We start from the raw sequence: 24,497 nt of genomic DNA, 5'->3' as shown, positions 1-24,497 counted from the left end.
CAAAACAGCGCTACCCTTCGCGGCTAGTCAGCATCTTGGCCCGTGGGTTGGGGCGCTCGCAGGGAGGACAAGAATGCCAACACACGATCTTTGTCCGCTCGTGACAGATCGTAGTACCGATTGCGAGCCGCAGCCGCCTCGCCGCCGTGCCACAACACCGCCTCTTCGAGTGTTTCGGCACGTCCGTCATGAAGATAAGGGGCACTGTCGGCAACACCCCAAAGCGGCGGAGTCCGCCATTCTCGCTGCAGCGTGTCCCAGTAAACAATGTCGGTTTCGGGCACATCCCCTCGAGGAAACTGCGGCTGTTCGGGTTCGTCGATCGGATAGGGCTTTGGCAACCGTGCAGCTAAATCGCCGGATCCGTAAGCCGATTGGGCCGAAGAAGTCGTCGGGCCGCGTTCATTGAACGAAACGGGCCTCAGTAAGTGCGTCTTGGTGATCGAACCTAACGGCGCAGAAAGCGGTGATTGCAGCTCAGGGCCCATATCATGCAGTAGTAAATCGCTAAAGATCCCCGACACGGGACGCACGTCGGCAACGTGGCAATCGATACAGCCGACGGTGCCAAACAACCGCTCGCCATCACGCACTTGATCAAAGCTATGTTCGGGTTGCGGCATTTCGGTCGGGCGTGGCAGCGAACTTACGAAACGAGCCAGCTTCGTGAGTTCTGCGTGTGACATGTCGCGGCCGGTATTCATGTAGTCCAGGTCGGCTGGATCGCCCGCTTGTATTGCGGTGACAAACGAAGCCATCATCATTAAGTCGATTGGAGTATTTGTCGGTTCAAAATTTTCTAAAGAACGGCCCCGACTCACCGCGGCTTGACGATCACGCCGTGGTGCCCGCGGTTCACCTGCGGTCAGCCCCAGTTCACCGACGCACGCTTGGGTAATAAAGTCACTCAGCGAAGCGACTTGGCCACGCCAACCAAATTTGCCAACGAAACGGCCAGTGATTGTCCCATTGGATTTTTCGGATTGCCGTTTCGCTAACGCCATGATTCGTTCCACACGAATCGAATCGATCGCTCCGGCGCCAAACAGGGCGGGCGAATTTAGTTGGCTGAGATAAAAATCAACGCTCTCGTGGCGACCGGCGACAACCGGCTGCGCCGCGATGGCAGTGCTCGTTCGTTGGCCCGGATCAAACCACGTGCTTGTGATCCCGCCAGGGACGTACGATGCTAAATTGTCTCGTATCGGCGAATAGCCAGGCCGAGTCGAACGGTCGTGCACGACGGTGCTAAAGGTCATCGCGCCGCGGGGTCCAAGCAGTGCTGGGAAGACTTCGAGCAGTCGCTTTCCGCCGTGCTTCTTATCACTCAAGACGCTTGACCTTGGATCGACCGTGATCAGTGTGACATTATGCTGGACACCGGCACCGCCGCCATTTCTGTGACACTCGGCACACGAGGTCGCATTGTGCAGCGGTCCTAGTCCGTCTCCGTTGACCTGCTTGGTCTGGGCATTTTCGGTGCCTGCCGTGTTGGCGGGTTGCCATTGGTGCTCGAACAATTGCTGACCGGAAAAGCCAATCCGCGCCTCAATCGCGGATTCCTGCGCCGCAGCGACACCAGGAAACACGAAACCAATCAGCACCACAGCGACAGAGGATATCGCAAGTTTCCGGTTTGACGTCTGCATCGCCTCGTCTCCCTTTGAATGGTCGTTCGCCCCGCGAACCGTCGTTATGACACTTTCCGACAGAGACTGCAAACTTTTTTTCCGTTTCCACGTTCGCTGGCAACCATCCACGCTCGGGTGAGCGCAGCTACAATGCGGAAATCCCGTACATTGCCGCCTCTAAATCCTTCACCGTTTTGGGCTTTGGCGCAAGCCACCGCATCGTCGTCCAGCAAAACGTCGCCCCCGGAACGCTGAACGAAATGCCATAAAAATCGTTTTAATCCCCAAACCCCCGTTGAAACGCGTTAGTGTCTTTATCGGACACGCTGTTTTAGCGGCCCGATTCTTTGTCCGTTTTCGCTGACAAATACAGGGCTATTTGATTACACTCTACGCGGCGGATCTTATCAACTTGGACTGAAACTCATTCACGGTTCTAGCGATGCGCCCCTGCGGTGTCTCGGCGAACGAACCGACGGAGCCGACACACTCGTGGCAATACACGTTGGCATTGAACATTACACTCGCTATCTCTATGACCGGCCGATTCGGATGTCGCCGCATCTGATTCGTTTGCGGCCTGCTCCGCACGCGCGGACGCCGATTCACGACTATCAACTAAAGATCGAACCCGCTGACCACCATCTGCATTGGCAGCAAGACCCGTTTGGCAACCAGATCGCGCGCGTGATCTTCCCTGAACCGGTGACCGAGTTCGTCGTCGACGTTCAGTTGGTTGCGGAAATGACGGTAATCAATCCGTTCGATTTCTTTGTCGAAGATTACGCGGAAAAGTTTCCCTTCGACTACGAACCACTCCAACGCCACGAGTTAGAGCCTTACTTCGAAAAAACCGACAACGGACCGCTATTGGCCAAGTGGATTGCCGGCATCGATCTAACGCCCCGCCGCTGTGTCGATTTTCTGGTCTACCTGAATTCCAAACTCCAGGCGGACATTGGTTACAACATTCGCATGGCGGTCGGGATCCAGACGTGCGAAGAAACGCTGAAAATGCGAACCGGATCGTGTCGCGATACCGCGTGGTTGCTGGTTCAGATCCTGCGCCATATCGGTCTGGCCGCTCGTTTCGTTTCCGGCTACCTCGTCCAACTGACTCCTGACGAAGAATCACTCGACGGTCCCTCTGGCACCGACCATGACTTTACCGATCTACATGCCTGGACCGAAGTCTATATCCCTGGTGCCGGTTGGATCGGCTTGGACCCTACGTCGGGATTGTTTGCCGGCGAAGGACACATCCCGTTAGCGTGCACGCCCGATCCCGTCAGTGCAGCACCGGTCACCGGCGCGTCGGAAAAGTGCGAGGTCAAGTTCGAATTCCGTAACGTGGTCACTCGCGTGCACGAGGATCCGCGGGTCACCAAGCCGTATACCGACGAACAATGGGAATCGATTCGCACGTTGGGCCGCCAAGTCGACAACGAGCTGAACGATCTTGATGTGCGTTTGACAATGGGGGGCGAACCGACCTTCGTCTCGATCGACGACATGGACGGAGCTCAGTGGAACACCGAAGCACTCGGCGTCCATAAACGCGAGCGCGCCGGCGTGTTACTAAAGCGACTGAAAGACTCCTTCGCACGCGGCGCTTTGTTGCATTACGGCGAGGGAAAGTGGTACCCGGGCGAACCGTTGCCGCGTTGGGCGCTGGGGTGCTTTTGGCGAAATGATGGCGTCCCGTTGTGGCGAGATGAACGCTTGATTGCCGACGAAACCCAACCCACCAAAGTGACCGTCCACGACGCCGAACGTTTCGGCCAAGTGGTGGCAAGCAAAATGGGAATCGATTCTCGGTTCTTGATCGCGGCACGCGAAGATTGGCTTTATTACCTCTGGCGAGAAAGCCAGCAGCAAGTGGGATGCGACAATATCGTGATTCCGTGGGCACGCCAATACCGCGACGACCTCAGCCTCGCACTTGCTCGCGGGTTGGACGGGGCGATCGGTTATGCATTGCCGCTGCGATTTGATTGGTCGCTGGATCGATGGCGATCCGGCACCTGGACTTTTCCTCGCGGCGAAATGTTTCTGATGCCTGGCGGTTCGCCGATGGGGCTTCGACTGCCGCTTGGCCAATTGCCGTGGGCGGTCGAAGAACTTGTTGAATACGATTACGTCCCACAGTCGCTTCAGCAAGCTCAACACGAAGGCAGCGGCGGTAACGCAGTGGCACCTCCGGCGGCGGACGCGAAACCCGAAACCGTTCGTGCCTATTTCCGGCAAATGATGGAGGTGCCGTACACGGCGTTGTGCATCGAACCACGCCATGGCCATTTGTATGTGTTTATGCCGCGGCTGGAAAATTTTGATCATTTCGCCGACTTGCTCGCCGCCATCGAAGATACCGCCGCCGAATTGCAATTGCCGGTGTTGATCGAAGGCTACGAGCCGCCCGATTCGCCCAAACTTGATTCGCTAAAGGTCACGCCCGACCCCGGGGTGATCGAGGTTAACATTCAACCGGCCGACAACTGGGACGATCTTCAGCAGAACACCATCATTTTGTACGAACAAGCACGACTGTCACGGCTTGCAACGGAAAAATTCATGTTGGACGGGCGGCACACCGGTACCGGCGGTGGCAATCATGTTACCCTGGGTGCGGAACAGCCCAGCGATAGCCCGTTTCTGCGGCGACCGGACCTGTTGCGGTCGCTGATCACCTATTGGCAACATCATCCTTCGTTGTCGTACCTGTTTTCGGGTTTGTTTATTGGGCCAACGTCCCAGGCACCGCGGATTGACGAACGAGGCAACCACCTACTTGATGAACTCGAAGTCAGTTTGGGCGAAATCGAAACCGGAGTCTCACCGCTCGAACTGGATTCCAGCCTGCGAAGCTTCCTGGCGGATTTGACCGGCAACACGCATCGTGCCGAATTCTGTATCGACAAACTCTATCCCGCCGACCGCCCCAAAGGGCGTTTGGGATTACTCGAGTTTCGTGCCTTCGAGATGCCGCCACACTCGGAAATGAGTCTGGCACAAATGCTGTTACTCAGGGCGTTAATCGCAAAATTTTGGCGTAAACCGTATCGTCATCGTTTGGTTCGTTGGGGAACGGCGCTACATGACCGATTCATGTTGCCGCACTATGTCCGCAGCGATTTCAAATCGGTGATGCAAGAGCTTGCCGAAGATGGATATCCGTTTGAACTAGGATGGTACGAACCTTTTTTCGAGTTTCGTTTTCCGGTGTATGGCCGGGTCACCTACGGAGGCGTCGAATTAGAGCTGCGGATGGCGCTCGAGCCGTGGTTGGTGCTGGACGAAGAAGACGGAGCCCAGCGTCAAGCTCGCGTGGTCGACTCGGCCGTGGAGCGTTTAGAGATCATTTGCCGCGGACTCGATCCGAAACGCTACCGCGTCACCTGCAACCGACGCAGTTTGCCACTGCACGAAACCGGCGTAGCTAACGAGTATGTCGCCGGTGTGCGGTTCAAAGCGTGGAAGGCTGCCTTCGGTTTGCATCCCACGATCGGAATGCATGCACCGTTGGTTTTTGACGTGTTTGATATCCAGCTGGGCCGTTCGATTGGCGGCTGCGTTTATCACGTATCGCACCCGGGCGGACTCGGTTACGAAACCTTTCCGGTCAACGCGTTTGAAGCAGAAGCCCGCCGCATGTCTCGATTCTGGTCGTGGGGGCACAGTGCCGGCGACCCGCCGCGTCCAAGATGGGTCGATGAATTGAAAGACTATTACGCCGATCTGCCGCCACTCGGGCATCGCGATCCGGCCTCCGAAATTAATTCCGATTATCCGCACACCTTAGACCTGCGTCGCGAAAACAAATCATGAGCATGCGTGTTGCCCTTAGCCATCATCTGAGCTTCGTCTTTCATCGTCAATTAAATCCGACAACGCTGTGGTTGCGACTGCGTCCTGCGCCGCACACCGCCGCGGAGATCGAAGCCTATTCCATGAAAGTCCACGCCGAACCGGTGTGGTTGACGTGGGCGCGAGATCCGTTTGAAAACCATCTTGGTCGTCTGGACCTGCCCGAACCGTTCAGTCGCGTTGGCTTTGATGTTGAATTCATTGCTGATCTTGTTCCGTTCAATCCGTTCAGCTTCTTCGTCGAACCATTTGCGAACGATTACCCGTTTGAGTATCCGGAACAACTTCGCAAGGAACTGATTCCCTATTTACATCAAGAGCCATGCGGGGATGCGTTTACCGGTTGGCTGGCGGGACTCGACCGCACACCACGGTATCTGGTTGAGTATCTGACGCTCTTAAATAATGAGGTTCACGATAGACTAAAGGTCTATCCGTCCTCCGGCGTAAAGCCGAACCCACTGGACACCGTGATCGAAAATGGCGGTGGCTCGCCGCAAGATTTAGCGTGGGTTCTGACGCAAAGCCTGCGTTCGCTTGGATTGGCCGCACGCTTTACGTCGGGATATCTCATTACGCTGGCAACCGACAGCGACGGCAACGTCAGCGACGATGACAGTGCCGATGTCGCGCGTATCCATGCGTGGAGTGAGGTGTTTATCCCCGGCGCCGGTTGGATCGGATTGGATCCAAGCTTGGGGATTTTTACCGCGGAACATCATGTGCCGCTGGCCAGTGCACCCGATCGATTCCGTACGCTCCCGCTGGTGGGGATCAAAGAACAATGGGTCGAGAGTTCGCGTGACGAAGTCAAACTTCGCCGTTTGAAACCAAGGGCGCCCAGCAAATTGCTCAGCGAAACGCACTGGCGTGATATAGTCGCGACCGGACGGTTCGTCGATGAAACGTTGTCAAAACAGCAGCTTGCGTTGTGCAGCAGTGCAGAAGTTAATTTTATCTACGATTCGTCGGCGCCATCCAGTGAATCGGCTGCTACCACTGCCACGTCGACTCCGATCGATCGCGAAGTCGCTGAGCAGCTGCTCGAACGTCTGAAAGCGAAGTGGGCCGCAGGCGGCGCCGTCCACATCGGACAAGGCGAACACTACCGCGGCGAGAGCAGTGCGCGTTGGCGGATGACTTGCTGTTACCGTACCGATGGACATCCGCTGTGGTGTAACGAGGAACGTTCGGCGAGTTGCCGACATGGGGCGCAAGACGTGACCGTCAAGGACGCGCATCAGTTTGCCTGCACATTGGCCAACGGCTTGGCCGTGAACGCTGATTTTGTGATCGCGGCACACGAGGACCGACTGTATCAACTTTGGTCCGATTCGTCTCAACTGAATATGCTCCCTGACAGCGACGAACTGAAAGATCCTCTTAGACGGCAACGTTTGGCAGAACGGCTCTCGGCTCCTCAATCCGCCCCCACCGGGTACGTGCTACCGCTCCGCTGGGATCCGATCCGCAACCGTTGGTCGAGTGGGAAATGGGAATTTCGCCGCGCTGGACTCTTTTTACTGCCTGGCGATTTCGCAATGGGATTTCGATTGCCGCTAGGCAGTCTGTCGAAACTCGCGACCGAACCCGACGACATAGCCACCGAACCGAGCCAATTCGAAGAAAAGGCCTTGCTACCGCAAATCTATGGCGAAGCCAGCGCACGCCAAACCGTGATCTCACCATTGCAGGATGCCCCCGAAGTCGTTGACAGCGGGAAGAATGGGCGGGCTCCGCGTACGGCATTGTGCGTCGAGGCACGCGACAATGCTATTCACGTATTCTTGCCGCCGATTCATTTTGTTGAACACTATGTTGAATTGATAGCAGTCATCCAGGCGACGGCACAGCAGCTGCAACTTCCCGTCGTGCTAGAAGGCTATGATCCACCACAAGACCAACGATTGAAGCGATTCGTTATCGAACCGGATCGCAATCGGGTGCGTTTGGTTCTGCCCGCCGCATCTAGCTGGCAACAACAATGTGAACTCTATGAAACCGCGTACGCCGAGGCCAAAGCAGTCGGTTTGGTGCCCGAAAGTGGATTGTCAGAGGATAACGACGACGTGGTTCACTTGGCTGAGTTGGACGAGGAAAAAGTTCAACGCGCCAGTAGCAACACCGCGTTGACACTCGGAGGGCCGACACCCTCGAGCAGTCCGTTTCTGAACCATCCTCAATTACTTCGTTCGCTGATCAGCTATTGGCAAAATCATCCATGTTTGTCGTATCTGTTCTCAGGAACGCAGATTGGCCCGAGTGGCAATGCGCCGCGTCCCGATGAAGGACGAGACGACGCTTTATACGAGCTAGGCATCGCACTGGAGCGGTTCCCGGTCACGGATTCTCCGCACCTGTGGTTACCGGATCGATTGCTCCGCCACTTGCTGGCGGATGCCTCGGGAAACATGCATCGCGCCGAAATCCGCGTTGACACACTGTATGCCCCCGAACGCCAAAGTCGGCGACTCGGTCAGATCCTATTGCAAAGTTTTACAATGGCACCGATCTCAACACTTGCATCATTGCAAGCGTTGTTGGTACGTGCACTTATTGCTCACTTCAAACGCCGGCCTTACGCAGAACCATTGGTCCGTTGGGAGAGCCAGTTGCATGATCGATTCATGCTGCCGCAAGTGCTCTGGGACGATTTCAACTCGGTAATTCGCGACCTGAATGAATCCGGATTCCCGCTACAGCAGGAATGGTTTCAATCGATCTTTGAACTGAACTTTCCTCGACTCGGACGCGTGCAAATCGGCGATATCACGCTCGAACTGCGGCGAGCGCACGAGCCGTGGCCACTATTGGCCGAAGAGGTCACCGGAGCCGGCATCGCTCGCTTTATTGATGTTGCCAACGAACGACTACAAGTGCGTTTGAGCGGCGTCATTCCAGACCGCTATGTGCTGGCTTGCAACCGAGAATCGGTACCTCTGAAAAGAGGATCGACCGAAGGCGAATATGTTGCAGGCGTTCGCTACAAGGTTACCCAGCCGCCATCGACACTGCATCCCACGATTGCTCCCGTCACCGCACTCGTTTTTGATCTGATCGACACCTGGACAAGCAAATCAATCGGTGGCTGCACGTACTATCCTGCCGCACCACAAACGTGGACCGACGAAGCGGGTGCGACGCCGGAGAAAGTGGAATTGGCAGGCCGCGAGCCGACCGTGCCTCCGCTGCCAGCAGCGCCAGCCCCAATTCGCGTCTCGGGGCGATTTGAGGGAACCGGCAGCGGTGACAATGCGATCGGAACTCCCACTCAACGGCTTGACCGGCGTTTCCCCTACCTGTTAGATTTAACCAAAGTGGCGGTCGAAAACGGCATGGTGGTGCAAAGCGACGTCCGCGTCGTCTAGGTCCGGCCTAAGCCGACTCTTGTTTCTTTGCACGTTCAATTGATCAATCTTACCTTTTCAATTTCCACGGTTCCGTTTCCAGCATCCGACGCATCGCTTAGCAACCGACGCTAACAGCACACAAGCAGCGGAGGCATGTTCTCATAAATGCAGCATCGGTGGTCGTCATGGTGTGGCCACAAACGCTACCCCACGGAAATGTATGGGTACGACGCGATTGACCCGGACTCAATTTTCCACAGCCACTCTGCTCTTGTTGACGCTGTTATGCGCGAGCTCGCTTGCACTGTCGCGGCTCGATTCGCTATGGATACCGATAGCATTTCCTTTTACGGTTGGTCCGATCGTCGCTTTTCGGGTAATACCAACGAAATCGGCTGTTGTGATTGGTATCCTGTCGGCAATTTTCTGGTCACTCGTCGCCATTGTTCCGTTCGTCTTGATCAGCTGGTTTGCAATTTTTCCGATTGCGACGATTGACGAACGACTTTCGACACGCGGCTTGTTTGTGACATGGACGATCACCTATTTCCTCGCCGCATCGATGCTCGGCGGATACATTGGCGGTGTCGTTGCTCGACCAGATTGATTGACGTCAAAAGCGCGACCGGCTGTCCAGGAAACGCAAAACAAAACCATGCAGCGGACCGCGATCGTTGTTCAGCGGAAGATTCTCGGCAGAGATGATGCTGACACGATCCCCCATCAACTGTAATCCAACGCTTTCACCTGGTTGGATTCCGCCCTCTTTTCCTCCTTGCAGGGATTAAGGCGTGACACGTCTTGCCGTCATCCTTTCCTCGATCTTCACCGCGTCAACTTCCAACCCGTAACCGAATCTCCCCTACAAATCCTTGGCACTGGCAATAGCAGCCTAGCAGTAGGATAGAACATCTTCCTGCTCCCGCTCATCTTCCTGCCCAAGCTCTGATTGAATGGAGCGTACCGGCCATCAAGTCGCGAGTCTGCAGCGACTGCGGTTTCCAGATTCCTCGGGTGCAAGACGTTTTCTGTCGCACCAATCTTTCTGTCCTTGCATCCGGCATCAGTACTTTCCGAAGTTGCAACAACAGCGATCCGTTCCAGCGATTTGATGCCGTAAAAGGATCCGTTTGAAACGATCGACCGGCGAGCCGACTGCTGTCTCGTAGACAGAAAAATTGGTGCGACAGAAAGAGATAAAGCCCGACCGATGACTACCTTTTCCTTTTCGCCTCGATATTTCGTTAAATTTTTTTTGCAGAGATCGCAGAATCGCACACGTCATTTGCGATGATTGGCCCGCAATGTTGTACATCCTAGCTGAATCGCGAATCAGACACATTTCCACGCACCCCATTCCGTATTGCAAGTTGCTGGGCACAGACGGATGGTTGGTTCGGTTGAAAAACTTTTTGGACAGCCGGAAAGCGAGGAACCAGCGTTGCGTTTTACAAAGTCGTAGGCGGAGGACACTCGTTGCCGGGACGCGACATCCGCTTGCCAGAAAACATTGTTGGAAAAACGAATCAGGACATCGATGGAATGGAAGTGAGATGGGACTTTTTAAAAAGTCATGCTCGCGAACCGGAACCCCACAACGCATCGGTAGACGACGCTGCCGACGGTTAGCCATTGGGTACGGGTTTCGCGGCACGGTCGTTTGGCGTGCCTGTCGTTCGTGCTTTCACGATTCGCAGCATGACTTGAGCGTTCCTCTGAAACACCATTTGGTGCTCTTTGCTAAACGGGGGCGTACCTTCGGCAGTGCGTCCCATCGCAGTGTCCTCCGGATGCCCTCCGTTCAACGTTATTCCCCACTTCGTCAGCCTGGCATGTCAAGGCGATTGCGAGACCAGACCTGCGGTATTGACGGCACGGACGCGGTAATCACTCAGTGCCGCTGGCTGCGATGATTCGATCGTATAACGCATTCCTATCAGCGGCATTGCGGGCGTGTCACTGTATTGCAAGCCTTGAAAGACCGGCCGACCAAATGGATTCTTGCCGTTGCTGGGCACCGTAGCGATGGTTTTTCCGTTACGCTCGATAGTAAAGTGTGCAATGCCGCTTTGCAAATCGGCGTCCGCTTCCCAAGTCAATTCGCCGTCCACAAGCCGGACGTTCCGTGGCGCTGGCGGTGGCGTGGTATCGGCGACGTTGGTGTCAAGAACAAATTGACTCCATGCCTTGGCAATCGTCTCGTTGGGTAACCAGATCGAACTTGCGAGTCCACCCGAGTACTTGGCCGCTGGCATCGCGGCGATTGCGTTGGCCGCATCCACGTTTAGCCCTGCTAGCCAAGCCGACTCTTTGGGCATCGACAGCAACGCGTCTCCGCTGCGGGCAGGCAAAAGCGCGGCCAGACAAGCATCCAACCATGGGATCGCCAGGTAGCGTGAATTGCCACATTCGTGACTGGTTCGTGGATCGATCGCGATCCCAATCAATGCACCGCGACTTCTCATCTTTTCAAAAAACGCTTGGTTGGCCGGCCACACTTTTGCAAAGCGTCCCTTCTTATCCGTGACACCTTCCTTGGTGCCCAAATTGCACATCACGGGAACCTGCAGTGCGGCGGGGGACAATGCGTGAGGTTTGATTGCACGCCCGTCGACCTGTTCGAACAACGGCACTCCCGAACGCAACCAAACTGCAGCAATTCGCTCGGGGTGCAACATCAACATCCCGCCGGCCCAATGGCCACCGCCACTGTGCCCCCACAACGCCCACGGCACGGTGGCCAGTTCGGGATGGCCACTCTGCTCACCCAGGTCGACCAACGATTTCTGAAACGCGGCATCCGATCCATTACGCGGGTCGCACCACAATTGGCAATCGGTCCCTTCAGGCTGTTCATAGGCCGGTGCCATCAAGCCGCAATCGTGTTCCTTAGCAAGCGATTGCCAATGTAGGTCAAACGCCCCGGTTTGTCCTGATTTACAGGAACCCTCGCCACATCCGTGTTGATGCACAATCAAGCCGCGGAGTTGTTTCACTCCAGGCGGAACCCAAAGCGTGTATGCAACCGGAAAAGCGAGCTCTCCGGGTTCCGAGGATCCCTCGTAGCGAATGCGATAGTACGGCGAATCGGCTTCGATGGCCGGCGGATAGTCATAAGGCGGATGTTGAGCCGAAGCCGAGCCAGATAGCACTGCGACAATCAGTGCGATTGCGGTGAGAATTTTCATGTTCATCAAATCGGTGGGAGTGATCGGTTGGATGGGGGTGGCTGAGCGGTGACAAAAAAAGGCTCCACCGGACGACAGCCGATGGAGCCTTGATGAGACTTTGACAACAGGCCGGAAGCCTATTCTACGTTAGTTAAAGAAAGCGTGATTTGAATCGCCGCCGCTGATGAGGTAGGCGATCAAGTCGAGGATTTCTTCTTTGGTCATCGGATTGAACAGTCCCACGGGCATCGCAGAAACATCGGACACGACCAGTTCTTCGATCTCGTTGCGATTGACATTGACCCGTTTGTTGGGATCGGTCAAATCGGTATTGATCGTGATCGAGTCACCGTTCAGGTTGACCACAACGCCGGTGTGCACGACACCGTCTTCGGTCAACACTTTGATCGACGAGAACTGGTCATTGATCACCTTGCTAGGATTGACCACTTGATCCAACAAATCGTGTGGCGAGTAACGTCCGCCGGCCGAGGTCAGATCGGGGCCCGTCATTCCGCCTTGGTCGCCGAAGCGGTGACAGGCGAAGCAGCCGCTGGCGGCAAACATTTTGCGGCCATTGGCAAAATCACGATTCTTCAGTCCGGTGCGTGCCGCCTCGGAGAGTTCTTCAAGCGTCCATTCTTTCGGCGTACGTCCTTTGAAGACTTCGCCCAAATTCTCGAGTGCCGATTTCTTAACCGGTTTTCGTGCTAACAACTCGGCCATCGATTCTTTCTCTGCGTCGGTTAGCGAGGCGACGGCGTCATTGCGAATGAACTCGATGAACTTGTCAAAACTCGCTCCGCCCTTGTAGTTAGCCGCTTTCAAGAACCATTCGAAGTAAGCTTCACGCAGTTCCGGAGTCCAGCCCGCGGTCAACATGCGAATCGAACGTGCGTACTGCATCTGTTCTTCTTGTGTCGGTGCCGCGGCAATCAACGCCATCGCTTTTGCGGCAACGGTTGGGGATTGCAGCCACGCCAACGTTTCACACAACAACCAATTCATCTCAGGCGATTCCGCAGGGAACTGCGGATCAAGACGAGCGATCAACTTATCGACCATTGCTTGGTCGGGACGACCAAAGCGGGTCAAGATGATCTGGATGGCACGCTGGAGCGTCAATTGATCAAAAGAATCCAGACCGGACGGGTCAATCGCGATGGCCGCGTTAAGTAGCTTGCCTCGCATCGCCGTATCGACTTCGGGGTCCTTGTCGGTGCGGTGCATTGGGTCCACGCCGGCAACACGAGCGAGTGCCAACAACGCAACGACTTGTTTCGCCGGATCTGATTCGCTCAACGCTTTGTCAGCCCACGAATCGAGCGGTTGGTGCTCGATCGCGGTGCGTGCAGCGAAGCGAATGAAACGGTCGTCGTCTGCCAAGTAAGGCCACGCGGTTTCGATCGCTTTTGGATTTTGCTTGCCGTGGAACGATTCGAGCATGTGGCGAGTTTCTCTCGCCTTACTCTTGACCACCTTAGGCTCGACAAGTTCGGTCGATTCGTTGCCAACGTAGGTCACACGGTACAGCCCGGATTGAACACGTCGACCGCCGATGGTGAAGTACATCGCACCGTCTTGTGGATGGATGATGGCATCAGTGATCGGCAGCGGTGCGCCGGTCACAAACTCTTCTTTCGTGGCCGTATACGAGGAACCGCTTGGTTCGATATGAACGGCATAAAGTTTACCCCAGCTCCAATCCAAGGCATAAAACGCATTCTGATACTTCGCGGGGAATTTTGCGCCATAACCAAACGTGGTTCCGGTCGGCGATCCAGGACCGATATCGAGAATGCCGGGCAAATTGTCGGCATAGAATGGCATCCGTTTCCCGGCACCGTTACGCCATCCGAATTCGGCACCGCTGGTGACGTGACAAATACGTGTGGGACGATACCAAGGCGTGTTGAAGTCGTATTCCATGTCCGCGTCGTAGGTGAACAATTCGCCTTCGCGATTCACCGAAGCGTCGAAAATATTGCGGAAACCTGACGCGTAAGCTTCGAATGTCTTGCCATCGGGCGAGACGCGATAGACGATGCCGCCGGGAGCCAAAACACCACGGTTGTGGCCTCGTCCGTCCGGCATGCTAGGCAACAGATGATCTTCGCCCCAAATTTGAGGCACTTGCGAACTCTCAGCCAATTCCGGTGCTTTGGCATTGTTGCCGGTGATCAGATAAAGAGCCTCGCCGTCAGGAGTCGGTACGACCGCATGGACTCCGTGGTCACCACGCGCTTCGATTTCGCGTAACAATTCCACTTTGTCGAGTTGGTCGTCGCCGTCGCTGTCGGTCACCCGGTACAGCCCCGATGGAATCTTGCGTTCGTAATCGTTGACACCGACGTACAGAGCGTCGAATGCCCAGACCATGCCGTTGACGGCGCGAATGTTAGCGGGCACCACTTCGACATCGCTGGGCTTGATTTCTTGGCCGGCTGGTGGCGGCGTGATGCGATAGAGTCCACCGAATTGATCGCTGACCAGCAATCGACCTTTGTTGTCCGTGCACAGATTCACCCACGAACCTTGGATTTCGGCAGGGACCGAATAGAGCAATTCGACTTTGAACCCTTCGGCAGCGGTAATCCGGTCGATCGGAGTTGCTGTGTTGGCAACCGTAGGCGGCTTGGCCTGGCTCGACGGTGCAGGAGTGGCGGGATTCGATGCAGTATTTTTGGCGTTCGCCCGCTGCTTTACCGCCTCTCTCAGCTTCCCTGGCTTTCGCTGGGCCACAGCGTTGTTGGATACAAACGCTGTACAGAGCACTGCAACGGCAGCGGCACGTAACGGAATCTTCGTCATAAGACACTTCAGCGGCGATGGGACACGAGACGGTGAACAAATCATAGGTTGGTTCTTGGGAACGTATTCTTGGGAGAGTGATTGATTTAGAGAGGTCACAAGCCACATGGTGGGGTGGGGGAAATTCGCAATCGAGTCCGAAAGTGCAGCAATTACCGGTGATTCCGGCACAAACACTGACTGACGGAGGAGTGCGAGTATCCGCGAAGGGGGGGCTCCGCTCCATTAGGGAACCGGGAAGGCTGTCCCTGCGGGGCTTGAGGTAGCAAGCATTCTAACCCGTTTCAGCAATCTGTGCAGCTTTGAAGCAACGATTTTTGCATGACTTTGACACCTGCACCGAATGAAACGTCCGGTGGTAACGCCGCACCGCTAGCGTGACGATCCACTACAATCGGGCGCGACCCATCCCTTCGAATCGCAAATCGGATCCCCATCAATGAAGACATGGTTTATGGAACACGGCTCTTGCGCTCCGGCTAATCACACGTCGTTCGTTGTCCGCAATTGGATCATGTGTGCGATCCTCGCGATGTTGGGTGCCACGTGCCTCGGCGGCGGACATGCAGCCGAGCCGATTTCGCGCGACGATGCCATCGGCGCACTGCATCGCAGCGTTGAATTCTTTCGCACGCAGGCATCGTCAAATGGCGGCTATGTCTTCCGCATCAGTGAAGATTTGTCGCTCCGCGAGGGTGAAGAAAAGGTGGGGCAAACGACTGCGTGGATCGAGCCGCCAGCGACACCAAGCGTTGGGCAAGCTTATCTCGAAGCCTATCAATTGACATCCGATCCGATGCTATTGGACGCAGCGCGCCAAACCGCTGCGGCACTGTTGCGAGGCCAACTTGTTTCGGGCGGCTGGGGCGAAAAAATCGAGTTCGCTGATCAAGACCGAAAGCGGTACGCCTATCGAGTCGATTCGGCCGACATCGGCAAACGGCACAACACAACGACCTTCGATGACGACAAGACTCAATCGGTGATTCGCTTTTTGATGCGATTGGACATCGCCACCAAACAAAGTGACGCGGAACTGCACGAGGCCGTCATGGTCGCACTGGACGGCGTGCTGAGAAGCCAGTATCCAAACGGTGCTTGGCCTCAACGTTACGTTGGGACCGCAACGCCAGCAACCAATCCGCGTCTGGCGGCATCCTATCCAGCGACTTGGTCAAAGACACATCCCAAGCAAAAGTATGACCGCTATTACACGCTGAACGACGGCACAATCGCGGATTTGATCGCCACGATGCTGGACGCTTTTGATCACTACCAGGACACTCGCTACTTGGACGCAGCATTGCGTGGAGGTGACTTTTTGCTGCTGGCGCAGATGCCGTCGCCCCAACCCGGTTGGGCGCAACAATACAACGAGCAAATGCAGCCCGCATGGGCACGCAAATTTGAACCACCCGCGATCAGCGGTGCAGAGTCTCAGCAGGTGATGCGAACACTGTTGGTGTTGTATCGCCGGTCGGCAGACCTGCGTTATTTACAAGCCGTGCAAAAGGCGCTTCCCTATTACGAGTCGTGTTTACGCGATGATGGGCGATTGGCACGATTCTACGAACTGCATACCAATCGTCCGCTGTACATGAACCGAAAGTACGAACTGTCGTACTCTGATGCCGATGTCCCGACTCACTATAGTTTTGTGGTCGGTTCATCGCTGTCACGGATCCGTGGTGAATTAGAAAAGGTGTCCGCATTGCCCAAGAATCGGCTGTGGGTAAAAAACGATCCCAAGCCAGCGAAGCAATCGAAGTCGTTGAGCGAACAAGCGGCGCGAGCGGTCGCGACGCTGGATGCACGCGGCGCCTGGGTCGAACGCGGTCAGCTGAAAAATTATCCCGACGCCGACGTCTCGCGGATCATTTCAAGCAAGACATTCATCGACAACCTCAGGACGCTGGCGACCTATATCGCGGCCGAGAGAAACTAGTTTTGCGGACGCAATAATTTGGTTTCGCGGACGCGAGCGTCCTCGATCCAATTTGGGCTGCATTATCAATCGATCTCAGCCCATTGCGTTTGGATCGCGGACTGCGTTTCGATGCGATAGCCCTTGACGGTCCATCGCGGTGGTACGGGCATCGTCAGCGTGTTGCACGCCACCCGAGTGTCACCGTGCTGATGAGCACCGGCGGCGAGTTCCGATTTTCGCTCGCCATTTGCGTCAAACAACACTGCAACGATTTCGCCAGCGCCGCTCTCTTCACAACGGATTTGTCCCGTCATAAACGCGGTGTGTTGTTTGCTGTTGGTGTACTCGACCTCCTGTACCAATTCGCCGAGAGTGTGAGTGGCCATCGTCGTTACCCCTAGAGTCGAGAAAGGTTTCAGAAAAGACAGGGCGAGCCGATTTAAAGTGGCCGATGCTAATCAACCAATGCAATCCGATTGTCTGCTCGCATCTCCCTTCAATTTAGCCGTTTTCTAACGAAGAACCGAAACAGATCGCGAAAGCGGCTGAAAAATTAATGAGTTTTACGTGAATCGATTATTGGTCAGCTGCGCTAATCCGCTCACATGGCGGTCATGCCTTGCACGTCGTAGTATTCGCATCCCAAACTCGCCAAACCATTCTTCGCACAAGGATTGACCGAATGAATAAGAAGTCTCCCCCGTCGACAAGTGAACCTTGGGCGGCAAAATCGACAATCGAAGAGATTCGCATGCGATTTGATGGCGACGTACAGCGTTTCAGCGTTTTGGAAACCGGCCAAACGGCAACCATCGACGCTCCGTTGGCGATGGAACTGATCACACAGGCCGCTATCGCGGCGACGCCCAAAATCCGGCGAGTTCTGGATATCGGCTGCGGTGCAGGGAACAACACGATCAAATTGCGGCAAGAGTACGGGCGTAATTTTGATGTCGACTTGCTCGACCTAAGCCAGCCGATGTTGACGCGTGCCGAACAGCGAGTGCGAGACGCAGGCGCCGAGGAAGTCCGCGTATGGCAAGCCGATTTTCGTGACGCCGATCTTCCGGAACATTCCTACGACGTGATTCTGGCTGCCGCCGTGCTGCACCATTTACGCGACGACGCAGATTGGTTAGCAGCATTTGAAAAGATCTATCGTCTACTCACTCCCGGTGGAAGCGTTTGGATCACGGATTTGGTGACTCACGAAACCGCGGAGGTTCACGGCTTGATGTGGCGGCGTTATGGCCAGTATTTACGTGAGTGCGGCGGCGATGAATACCGCGATAAAGTATTCGCCTACATCGAAAAAGAAGATTCGCCTCGCCCAGTCACCTACCAGCTAGACCTGCTTCGCCAAGTTGGATTTCCCAAAGTAGAATTGCTGCACAAAAACTCATGCTTCACCGCGTTCGGCGGCATCAAGACTGCAATTCAATAAAATGAACAGCCGTCAACGGAAGTCGTTGGATTGACGTTTGCTCGCCGAAACTCTTGACGGGCTGTTGATTTAATCAAAATACAAATTGCAACAGTGAGCCGTGGGCCGTAAGGCCAATACCGCTAAATCGACATTTCCACCTGGTCGGCGAAGTTGCCATTGGGCGGAGGCGGATTGCGGTCGCAGTCGCGTTTGGTGGGCCAAGCTTGACTGCGTTTCTTCACCTTGCGGGGGTTAATACGATTTGCCCGCGGCGGCATCTTTTCCTCCGCGATTTCATTGATCAGGTTGGTCAGCCAGCGTTTGCGTTTGACGGGGCTCTTGAGGATGTCTGGCAACCTTGCCATCAAGATATCCAAGGCACCGGAAAACGAAATGCCAATCGGTTCGACCTGAGCGACTGCTGCGGCGTCGAAGATGAGCGTGCGAATGATGTAATGACTCAGTATCTTACCCCAGATCTCCTGGCGAACCGTCGCGGGACTTTGGCTCCGCAGCATCTTTTTTTCGCCCAAGGCGACCTTCCACTCCGAATACGCGATCTCCTCTTCCCAGCGAATGTGGTATAGATCGATCAGCTCCACCGCCGGATACTTTTCCGCATCGAGCAGGCTCGTTAGAAGCACATGCACCTCCCCACAGCCAGGGCGGTTGGGATCACGGTGAGTGTAGCGAATCACGCGAATTGTTTTGCCAGGGCGACCACTGCGACGATCGTTCTTGCCGAGATAGATCGTCGATAAGAAGGAGCCATCGCTGAGCAGCTTTTCGACTGCAAAAAGCTGGGATTTCTTCGCTCGAATCAGAAACCCAATCCGCCGCTTTAGAAGCGGGTAGATGATCGGTGCGACACCAAAGTGTCGATCCGCCAGCAATAACATGCTGGGCGTCAGATGCTGCAGCAGTGCCTGCGTCAGCTTCTGTTCGTTTTGGTGGTAGCTGCCAATGACGCTTCGCCAGAGTACTCGGGTTGCCAGTTCGCACAAAGAGACCACGCGGGCTTTGGGAAAGGCACCGTTAGAGGTTTTATTGGACGGCCGGCCAAAGGCTTTTCGATTCGCATCGGTATCGGGACAGTCCAGCAGCGTGCCATCAATGCCCATCATCCGCAGGCCCTTGTAGTAGGCAAATGAATGCTTTTCTGGAGAGCTTGCTAAAAGCTTGATGACCGACACGCAGAGTTTTTCCAACACGCTGGCGGAGAGTCGTTTGCGTGCCATCGTGATCGTGGCCGAAGAGGGGACGGGCACCCAGCAAGCGGCCAAAAGCCGGAAGATTTGTCGATACTGCTTGCCAGGAAAGAGCCCCAAACCCACAATGAGCCAGACCAGCTGTTGGTTGTCGATACATTTGCAGTAGCGAGTTTTAAGATGGTCGCCGATACTACGCTGGATCGCCTTCTGTGAGAGGACGCGTTTGAGACCACGAAGTCGGGCGGAATCCTTCAGTGACGGCTCAACATTCTGAAACATGTCGCATTTCCTTTGCGGGATTGGGCTTAGACACCACAATCATGCGGGGAAATGCGACTTTTTGAAATGTCAATTTAGCGGTATTGGCCGTAAGGCACCGGGTCGTGCGTGAGACCCGGCCGCTGACGCGTCGCGGCTCAGTAAATCAACAAGCCGCTGACGTGTTTCGCCACGAAAAAGTTTGACAGGGGCGTCTCTAGACGCACGTCTATTTTGATTCGCCGAGGACCGACAGGTCCCAAATGCGGATATTGCCGTCTCGACCACTGCTGGCGATACGATGATTTTTCGCATCGAGCGAGACGTTGTGCACGGACGATTCGTGACCACCCAACTTTGCCACCTCGTGTCCATCGGAAATGTCCCAGATTCGTGTGATCCCGTCTTGGCCTGACGTGATCAGGTGCGAACCATAGTTACAAAAAGTCAATCCCCAAATATCACTCTGGCTGCCTTTCAACTTCAACGCTTCTTGACCGGTGTCGACATTCCACAAATGAATCACCTTGCCCCATCCGACACTCGCCAACAGTGGTCCATCGGGAATGAAGGCAACGTTGTAGATCGGCCCCTCATGCCCGGTGAAGGATTGACGCTCTTCGAGCGATTCCGCATCCCAGACACGAACGATTTTGTCGGTACCGACCGTGGCGATCCACTGGCCATCACCCGAGTAATCGACTCCAAAAATCGCTCCCGACTGAGTTTTCGAACCGACTTGTTCGCCCGAGTCGATGTCGTACAAATGGATCGTCCCTTCGCGGTCCCCGGCAACGATTCGCGACCCATCAGGCGAAAAGGCGATTCCACGCACCGCATTAGGAGCCTTCCACTCGCGAATCATTTGATAGTTATTCACATCCCATAATTTGACGAATCCATCATCGCCGCTGGTGGCAACGATCGGCCGCGTCGGATGATACTGGATCATCCAAACCAACCCGCGATGCGCATTGAAGCTTCTGATGACCTTCTGAGTTTCAATATCCCAAATGCGTACCGAACCATCTTCGATCGCGGCGGCCACTTGTTCTTTGCCCGGAACAAAATCAACCGACCAAACGGTTCCCGGATTTCCACTCAGCAAAATCGACGGAAAGCGAGCGTCATCGGTCGATGTGGTGTCGGCGACCGTCGTAGGAGCGGCACTAAAAATCCAGCCGCCCAAAACCGCCCCGAGCGTGATCAAACCAATCGCCGCAATCGCGAGTGCAATGTAGGAAATTCGGCGTGCGATGGCTCGGTGTTTCCCGGAGAGCCGTTTGGCGTCGTTGGCATTGATCGCGGGCACTTGCAGCGGTGAAATCGGGCCGAATTCGGTGACAATCCCTGCCAACACGGTCGCGACGCTGTGAATCGATTCGGGGCGATCATCAGGCTTCTTTTCTAAAAGTGCCATGATCACGTCAGACAATTTTCGCGGGATAGCCGGATTCACGCGGTGTGGCGGTTCCGGATTCTCGTCCATCACCTTTTTCATCACGCCCACGATCGAGGGGGCCTGAAACGGCGATTTTCCGGTCGCCATTTCGTACAACACCACTCCAAAGGAAAACAGATCCGATTTCTCGTCGGCATCCGATCCCATCGCTTGTTCAGGTGACATGTACAGCGGCGTGCCGGTAACCATTCCGGTCTTGGTCAATTTGACATCATCGGCGGCCCGCGCGAGTCCGAAGTCGGTCAATTTGATTCGCTCGGTTTCCTTTTCGATCAGCACATTGGCGGGCTTGATGTCCCGATGAACCATCCCACGACCGTGCGCCGCCGATAACCCAGCGGCAATCTGCATCCCCATCCTCGCCACCTCGGCGGCAGAAATCGGAGCATTTCTCGAAAGTCGACTTTCCAGCGTTTCGCCGTCAATCAACTGCATCACGAGATAGGCGATCTTGCCGTCGCTCTCGCGAGCAACCTGGTACATCGAAACCACATGCTCGTGTGAGATCGCCGCTGCTGCTCGTCCTTCGCGACAAAAGCGTTGTCGAGCCGTATCATTTTTGGCAAACTCGGGGTTCAGAACCTTGATTGCGACGGGACGCTGCAAGTGTGTATCGAACGCTTCGAGGACAATTCCCATGCCACCACGTCCAATCACTCTCGCGATTTGAAAGTGGTCCAACCGACCAAGGTAGGCTGGATCGTCCGATGGTTCCAAGAAACTCAATTCGGGCTTGTTCGGTTTCGACGCAGCTCCCTCGCTATCGACCGAGGTGGATGCTTCGGCATTAAAGGGGGTCGAATTATCAGGCGGTAATGTCACGTCGTTAGCGGCCGCGTTGATGTCAGCGACCGAACGGATCGCGGGCCAATACGCCGAGTCATTCGGCGGGTTCATCGTCATCTGCTCGGCAACCAAGGACTCAATTTCGAGGGTACCGGTTGCCGCCATCTGCAACGCTTCTTGGCAAGCCGAACAGCTGCCGATGTGTTCGGTCAATTGCTGCAACTCGGTCGGCGGTAACGAACCTCGGATCAGCGATTGAATTTGGTCTCGCGTCAGGCAAGTGGTTGCGACTGGCATTTTATTCGTCCTGTTCCTGCAATCGTTCGATAACCGTCTTCAATCGGGCGACCACCCGGCTCTTGGCGACGTAGACGGCCCCGGTGGTCATCCCAAGTTGTTTTGCTGCATCCGCAGCACTCCTGCCCTCGACCGCGGTTAACTGAAACGCGTTCCACGTTTGCGGTTCGACCTCGGGTTGGACTTCGTTCATCGCTTGGGCAGCCAATTGACGTTGATGCTCGCGTTCCCACGCTTCCTGCAGCTCGTTGGCGGTGTCGGGCGTTTGCGAGAGCATCTCGTATTGCGCGGTGTCGTTGGCGGTAGGACCAACACGTTTGCGTTTTTCAAAATAGGTATAAAGTCGATTCCGAGTGATCGTGAACAACCAGGCGCGAAAACCACCTTTTTCTTTCGCGTAATCCAAACGCGAAATCGCAGCCCCGACCCGGCGGACGACATCTTGCACGATGTCAGCCGCATCGGCGTCCTGCAATCCACGGCTGCGAGCGAAACGATATAGCATCGGACCATAGTCTCGAAGAAACTCGGACCAAGCCTCGTTATCCGCTCCGTCACGCAATCGCAGCAGCAGCGTTGCTCGGGTGATCGGTGAATCGGTCAAATTAGTATCCTGCGCGGCCTTGTTCGATCGTAACACACTGAACGACCACCTGATTATAGCCGTTGTCGCGAACGTGGGCACCGCGTCGGATCACACCGGTGAATACTCGCTGAAAGCGTCTCTCTTACACGCGGCCTCAACAAAAGCCAAAAACTCAAGAAAAAAACATCGCGAATCGGTGTAAGGCCACGAAAAAGCGAGAGTATTTCCTTCGTCATAAGAATCAATGCAGCGATGGAGATCCACCAATGTTCGATAAATCCTTCCCTATTTCACAGCGAATTGCGGTCCTTGCCGCATTTGTACTCACCGTATCGGCTTCGCTGGCGACGGCGCAGGTACCGGTCCGAGTCGAATCGGTCCAGCGGCAGACGGTTCAGCAGCGACACGCGGTGACTGGATCGCTGCGTCCCGTCGCTCGGGGGAACGTCGCCGCGATTGAGTCGGGGCAATTGCTCGAGCTGAAACCGCGCGAGGGCGAGCTGATTCGAAAAGGCGACATTGTCGCTCGAGTCGACTCACGGCGATTGCAAGCCCAACACGGCGAGGCGGTGGCAGAAAAAGCGATCGCGATCGCGGATTTGGCCAGTGCGAAAGCCCGATTGACGCAGGCCAAAGCGGATCTGACGCGTGCTCAGAAATTGATCCATCAAAACGCGATCGGGCAACAAGAACTCGACGCGTTCCAAGCGGCCTATGACATCGCCAAGGCGACCATCGATTCCACCACCAGCAGAATCGATCGTATCGAACAATCGATTCGCTTGATCCAGGTGCGATTGGATGACACCGTGATCCGAGCTCCCTACGATGCCTCGGTCGTGCAGCGGCAAATTGAACCCGGCGATTGGGTGCAAGCGGGCGATCCCTTATTGACGATTGTCTCGACGGGGCCGATCGAAGCGTGGTTAGAGGTTCCCGAACGATTCGTTCAAGCGGTGGACCAGTTTGGCGCATCCGTCAGCGTCCGAGCTCGCGCCACCGACCAGGAAAGCAATGTCTTGTCGACGCGGCGAGTCGCGGACGTCAATCCTCGCGTGCGAACGCTTAGCTTTGTGGTCACGCTGGACAATCCCGATGGATTGCTGTCCGCCGGCATGTCCGTCGACGGCTGGATCGCCACGACCAACGAAGTGCAAACCGAGACGGTTCATAAAAATGCCGTCAATCGCAGCGGGAATCAACCGTTTGTCTACCGAGTCAGCAAAGGGGTTGCGGAGAGCCAAGCGGAGCGAGTTCCGATCGACATTCTGTTCGAATTGCCCGACCGTGTGGCAATTCGATCCGCTCAGCTGCACGAAGGAGACTGCGTGATCGTTGAAGGCAACGAGCGTCTACTTCCTGGCCAAAACGTGGCAATCATTAACACCCCGGCCGGAAATGATGGTTTTGTGAATGTGAAACGCAAGTAGCGAAAGTCGCCAAGACTTTTATCGGACATTTTTTGGTCTCCGGCAGGGCTCTTGTCTTGCCTTAGCACCACACATTGCTGGATTCGTTCGACGTTTCGCGTTTAGTAGCAACGCTCGCCAGAGCGTGAATGGTTGGCACTTGCGGTCCCGTTTGCCAGTTCTATCCCATGTCGCTTTAAACGAGGCCATATTTATTCCAATCGGTGTAAGACTTCCGGCCCCACGCGAGTATCCAACGATGTAGACGGCGTGTGTAGCGGCGCCATAACGAAACCCTCCGGCCACGCG

At 55.4% G+C, this 24,497-nt stretch carries 15 protein-coding genes; 7 read left to right on the top strand and 8 right to left on the bottom strand.

The annotated features are described in order from the left end of the window. Nucleotides 1-23: 23 nt before the first annotated feature. Nucleotides 24-1,649, bottom strand: a complete 1,626-nt coding sequence (locus tag ABD971_RS13970) for a di-heme oxidoredictase family protein (protein WP_345322970.1) — start codon at nt 1,647-1,649, stop codon at nt 24-26. 474 nt (nt 1,650-2,123) lie between these two features. Between ABD971_RS13970 and ABD971_RS13965 the strand changes: the two genes are divergently transcribed. The 4 genes from ABD971_RS13965 to ABD971_RS13950 all read left to right on the top strand — a co-directional run bounded on the left by ABD971_RS13965 (nt 2,124) and on the right by ABD971_RS13950 (nt 10,474). Then, on the top strand, nt 2,124-5,456 hold the full coding sequence (locus tag ABD971_RS13965) for a transglutaminase family protein (RefSeq protein WP_345322968.1): 3,333 nt from the start codon (nt 2,124-2,126) through the stop codon (nt 5,454-5,456). Next, on the top strand, nt 5,453-8,863 hold the full coding sequence (locus ABD971_RS13960; protein WP_345322966.1) for a transglutaminase family protein: 3,411 nt from the start codon (nt 5,453-5,455) through the stop codon (nt 8,861-8,863). Before ABD971_RS13965 ends, ABD971_RS13960 begins: the two co-directional genes overlap by 4 nt. 382 nt (nt 8,864-9,245) lie before the next feature. After that, the gene (locus tag ABD971_RS13955) at nt 9,246-9,452 is read left to right on the top strand and encodes a hypothetical protein (RefSeq protein ID WP_345322964.1); all 207 of its coding nucleotides are present in this window, start codon (nt 9,246-9,248) and stop codon (nt 9,450-9,452) included. 869 nt (nt 9,453-10,321) lie between these two features. Next, the gene (locus ABD971_RS13950) at nt 10,322-10,474 is read left to right on the top strand and encodes a hypothetical protein (RefSeq protein WP_345322962.1); all 153 of its coding nucleotides are present in this window, start codon (nt 10,322-10,324) and stop codon (nt 10,472-10,474) included. Here ABD971_RS13950 and ABD971_RS13945 read toward each other — a convergent pair. From ABD971_RS13945 to ABD971_RS13935, 3 genes are all read right to left on the bottom strand, one after another. Then, nucleotides 10,471-10,620 carry a hypothetical protein gene (locus ABD971_RS13945; RefSeq protein WP_345322960.1) on the bottom strand — a complete coding sequence of 50 codons (150 nt, stop codon included), beginning with the start codon at nt 10,618-10,620 and terminating at the stop codon, nt 10,471-10,473. The genes ABD971_RS13950 and ABD971_RS13945 overlap by 4 nt on opposite strands. Before the next feature lie 60 nt (nt 10,621-10,680). Continuing rightward, nucleotides 10,681-12,033, bottom strand: a complete 1,353-nt coding sequence (locus tag ABD971_RS13940) for an alpha/beta hydrolase family protein (protein ID WP_345322958.1) — start codon at nt 12,031-12,033, stop codon at nt 10,681-10,683. A 129-nt stretch (nt 12,034-12,162) separates the two neighbouring features. Continuing rightward, entirely contained in the window at nt 12,163-14,826 is a 2,664-nt protein-coding gene (locus ABD971_RS13935) for a c-type cytochrome (protein WP_345322956.1), read from the bottom strand. 439 nt (nt 14,827-15,265) lie between these two features. Here ABD971_RS13935 and ABD971_RS13930 point away from each other — a divergent pair, with 439 nt between their 5' ends. Continuing rightward, complete coding sequence (locus tag ABD971_RS13930; protein WP_345322955.1) at nt 15,266-16,771, top strand: pectate lyase; 1,506 nt, start codon at nt 15,266-15,268, stop codon at nt 16,769-16,771. Nucleotides 16,772-16,836: 65 nt separating this feature from the next. Here ABD971_RS13930 and ABD971_RS13925 read toward each other — a convergent pair whose 3' ends face one another. Next, nucleotides 16,837-17,139, bottom strand: coding sequence for a hypothetical protein (locus ABD971_RS13925; protein WP_339941920.1), 303 nt, complete (start codon nt 17,137-17,139; stop codon nt 16,837-16,839). A gap of 296 nt (nt 17,140-17,435) precedes the next feature. Here ABD971_RS13925 and ABD971_RS13920 point away from each other — a divergent pair, with 296 nt between their 5' ends. Then, nucleotides 17,436-18,197, top strand: a complete 762-nt coding sequence (locus tag ABD971_RS13920; protein ID WP_345322952.1) for a class I SAM-dependent methyltransferase — start codon at nt 17,436-17,438, stop codon at nt 18,195-18,197. Nucleotides 18,198-18,319: 122 nt separating this feature from the next. Here ABD971_RS13920 and ABD971_RS13915 read toward each other — a convergent pair whose 3' ends face one another. The 3 genes from ABD971_RS13915 to ABD971_RS13905 all read right to left on the bottom strand — a co-directional run bounded on the left by ABD971_RS13915 (nt 18,320) and on the right by ABD971_RS13905 (nt 22,833). Then, nucleotides 18,320-19,669 carry an IS4 family transposase gene (locus ABD971_RS13915; RefSeq protein WP_345322950.1) on the bottom strand — a complete coding sequence of 450 codons (1,350 nt, stop codon included), beginning with the start codon at nt 19,667-19,669 and terminating at the stop codon, nt 18,320-18,322. 208 nt (nt 19,670-19,877) lie between these two features. Then, nucleotides 19,878-22,193 (bottom strand): WD40 repeat domain-containing serine/threonine protein kinase, encoded by a 2,316-nt coding sequence (locus ABD971_RS13910; protein WP_345322948.1) that lies wholly within the window; start codon nt 22,191-22,193, stop codon nt 19,878-19,880. Between the two features lies 1 nt (nt 22,194). Beyond that, the gene (locus ABD971_RS13905; protein ID WP_345322946.1) at nt 22,195-22,833 is read right to left on the bottom strand and encodes an RNA polymerase sigma factor; all 639 of its coding nucleotides are present in this window, start codon (nt 22,831-22,833) and stop codon (nt 22,195-22,197) included. A 212-nt stretch (nt 22,834-23,045) separates the two neighbouring features. On the opposite strand from ABD971_RS13905, the gene ABD971_RS13900 reads away from it, so the two are divergent. Continuing rightward, a complete protein-coding gene (locus ABD971_RS13900; protein WP_345322944.1) occupies nt 23,046-24,209 on the top strand; it encodes an efflux RND transporter periplasmic adaptor subunit in 1,164 nt (387 codons plus the stop codon). Nucleotides 24,210-24,497 lie beyond the last annotated feature (288 nt).

Source organism: Novipirellula rosea, assembly GCF_039541335.1.
Classification (GTDB): Bacteria; Planctomycetota; Planctomycetia; order Pirellulales; family Pirellulaceae; genus Novipirellula; species Novipirellula rosea.
Note: the sequence above shows the minus strand (reverse complement) of the source record. Positions and strands in the feature narration are given on the sequence as shown.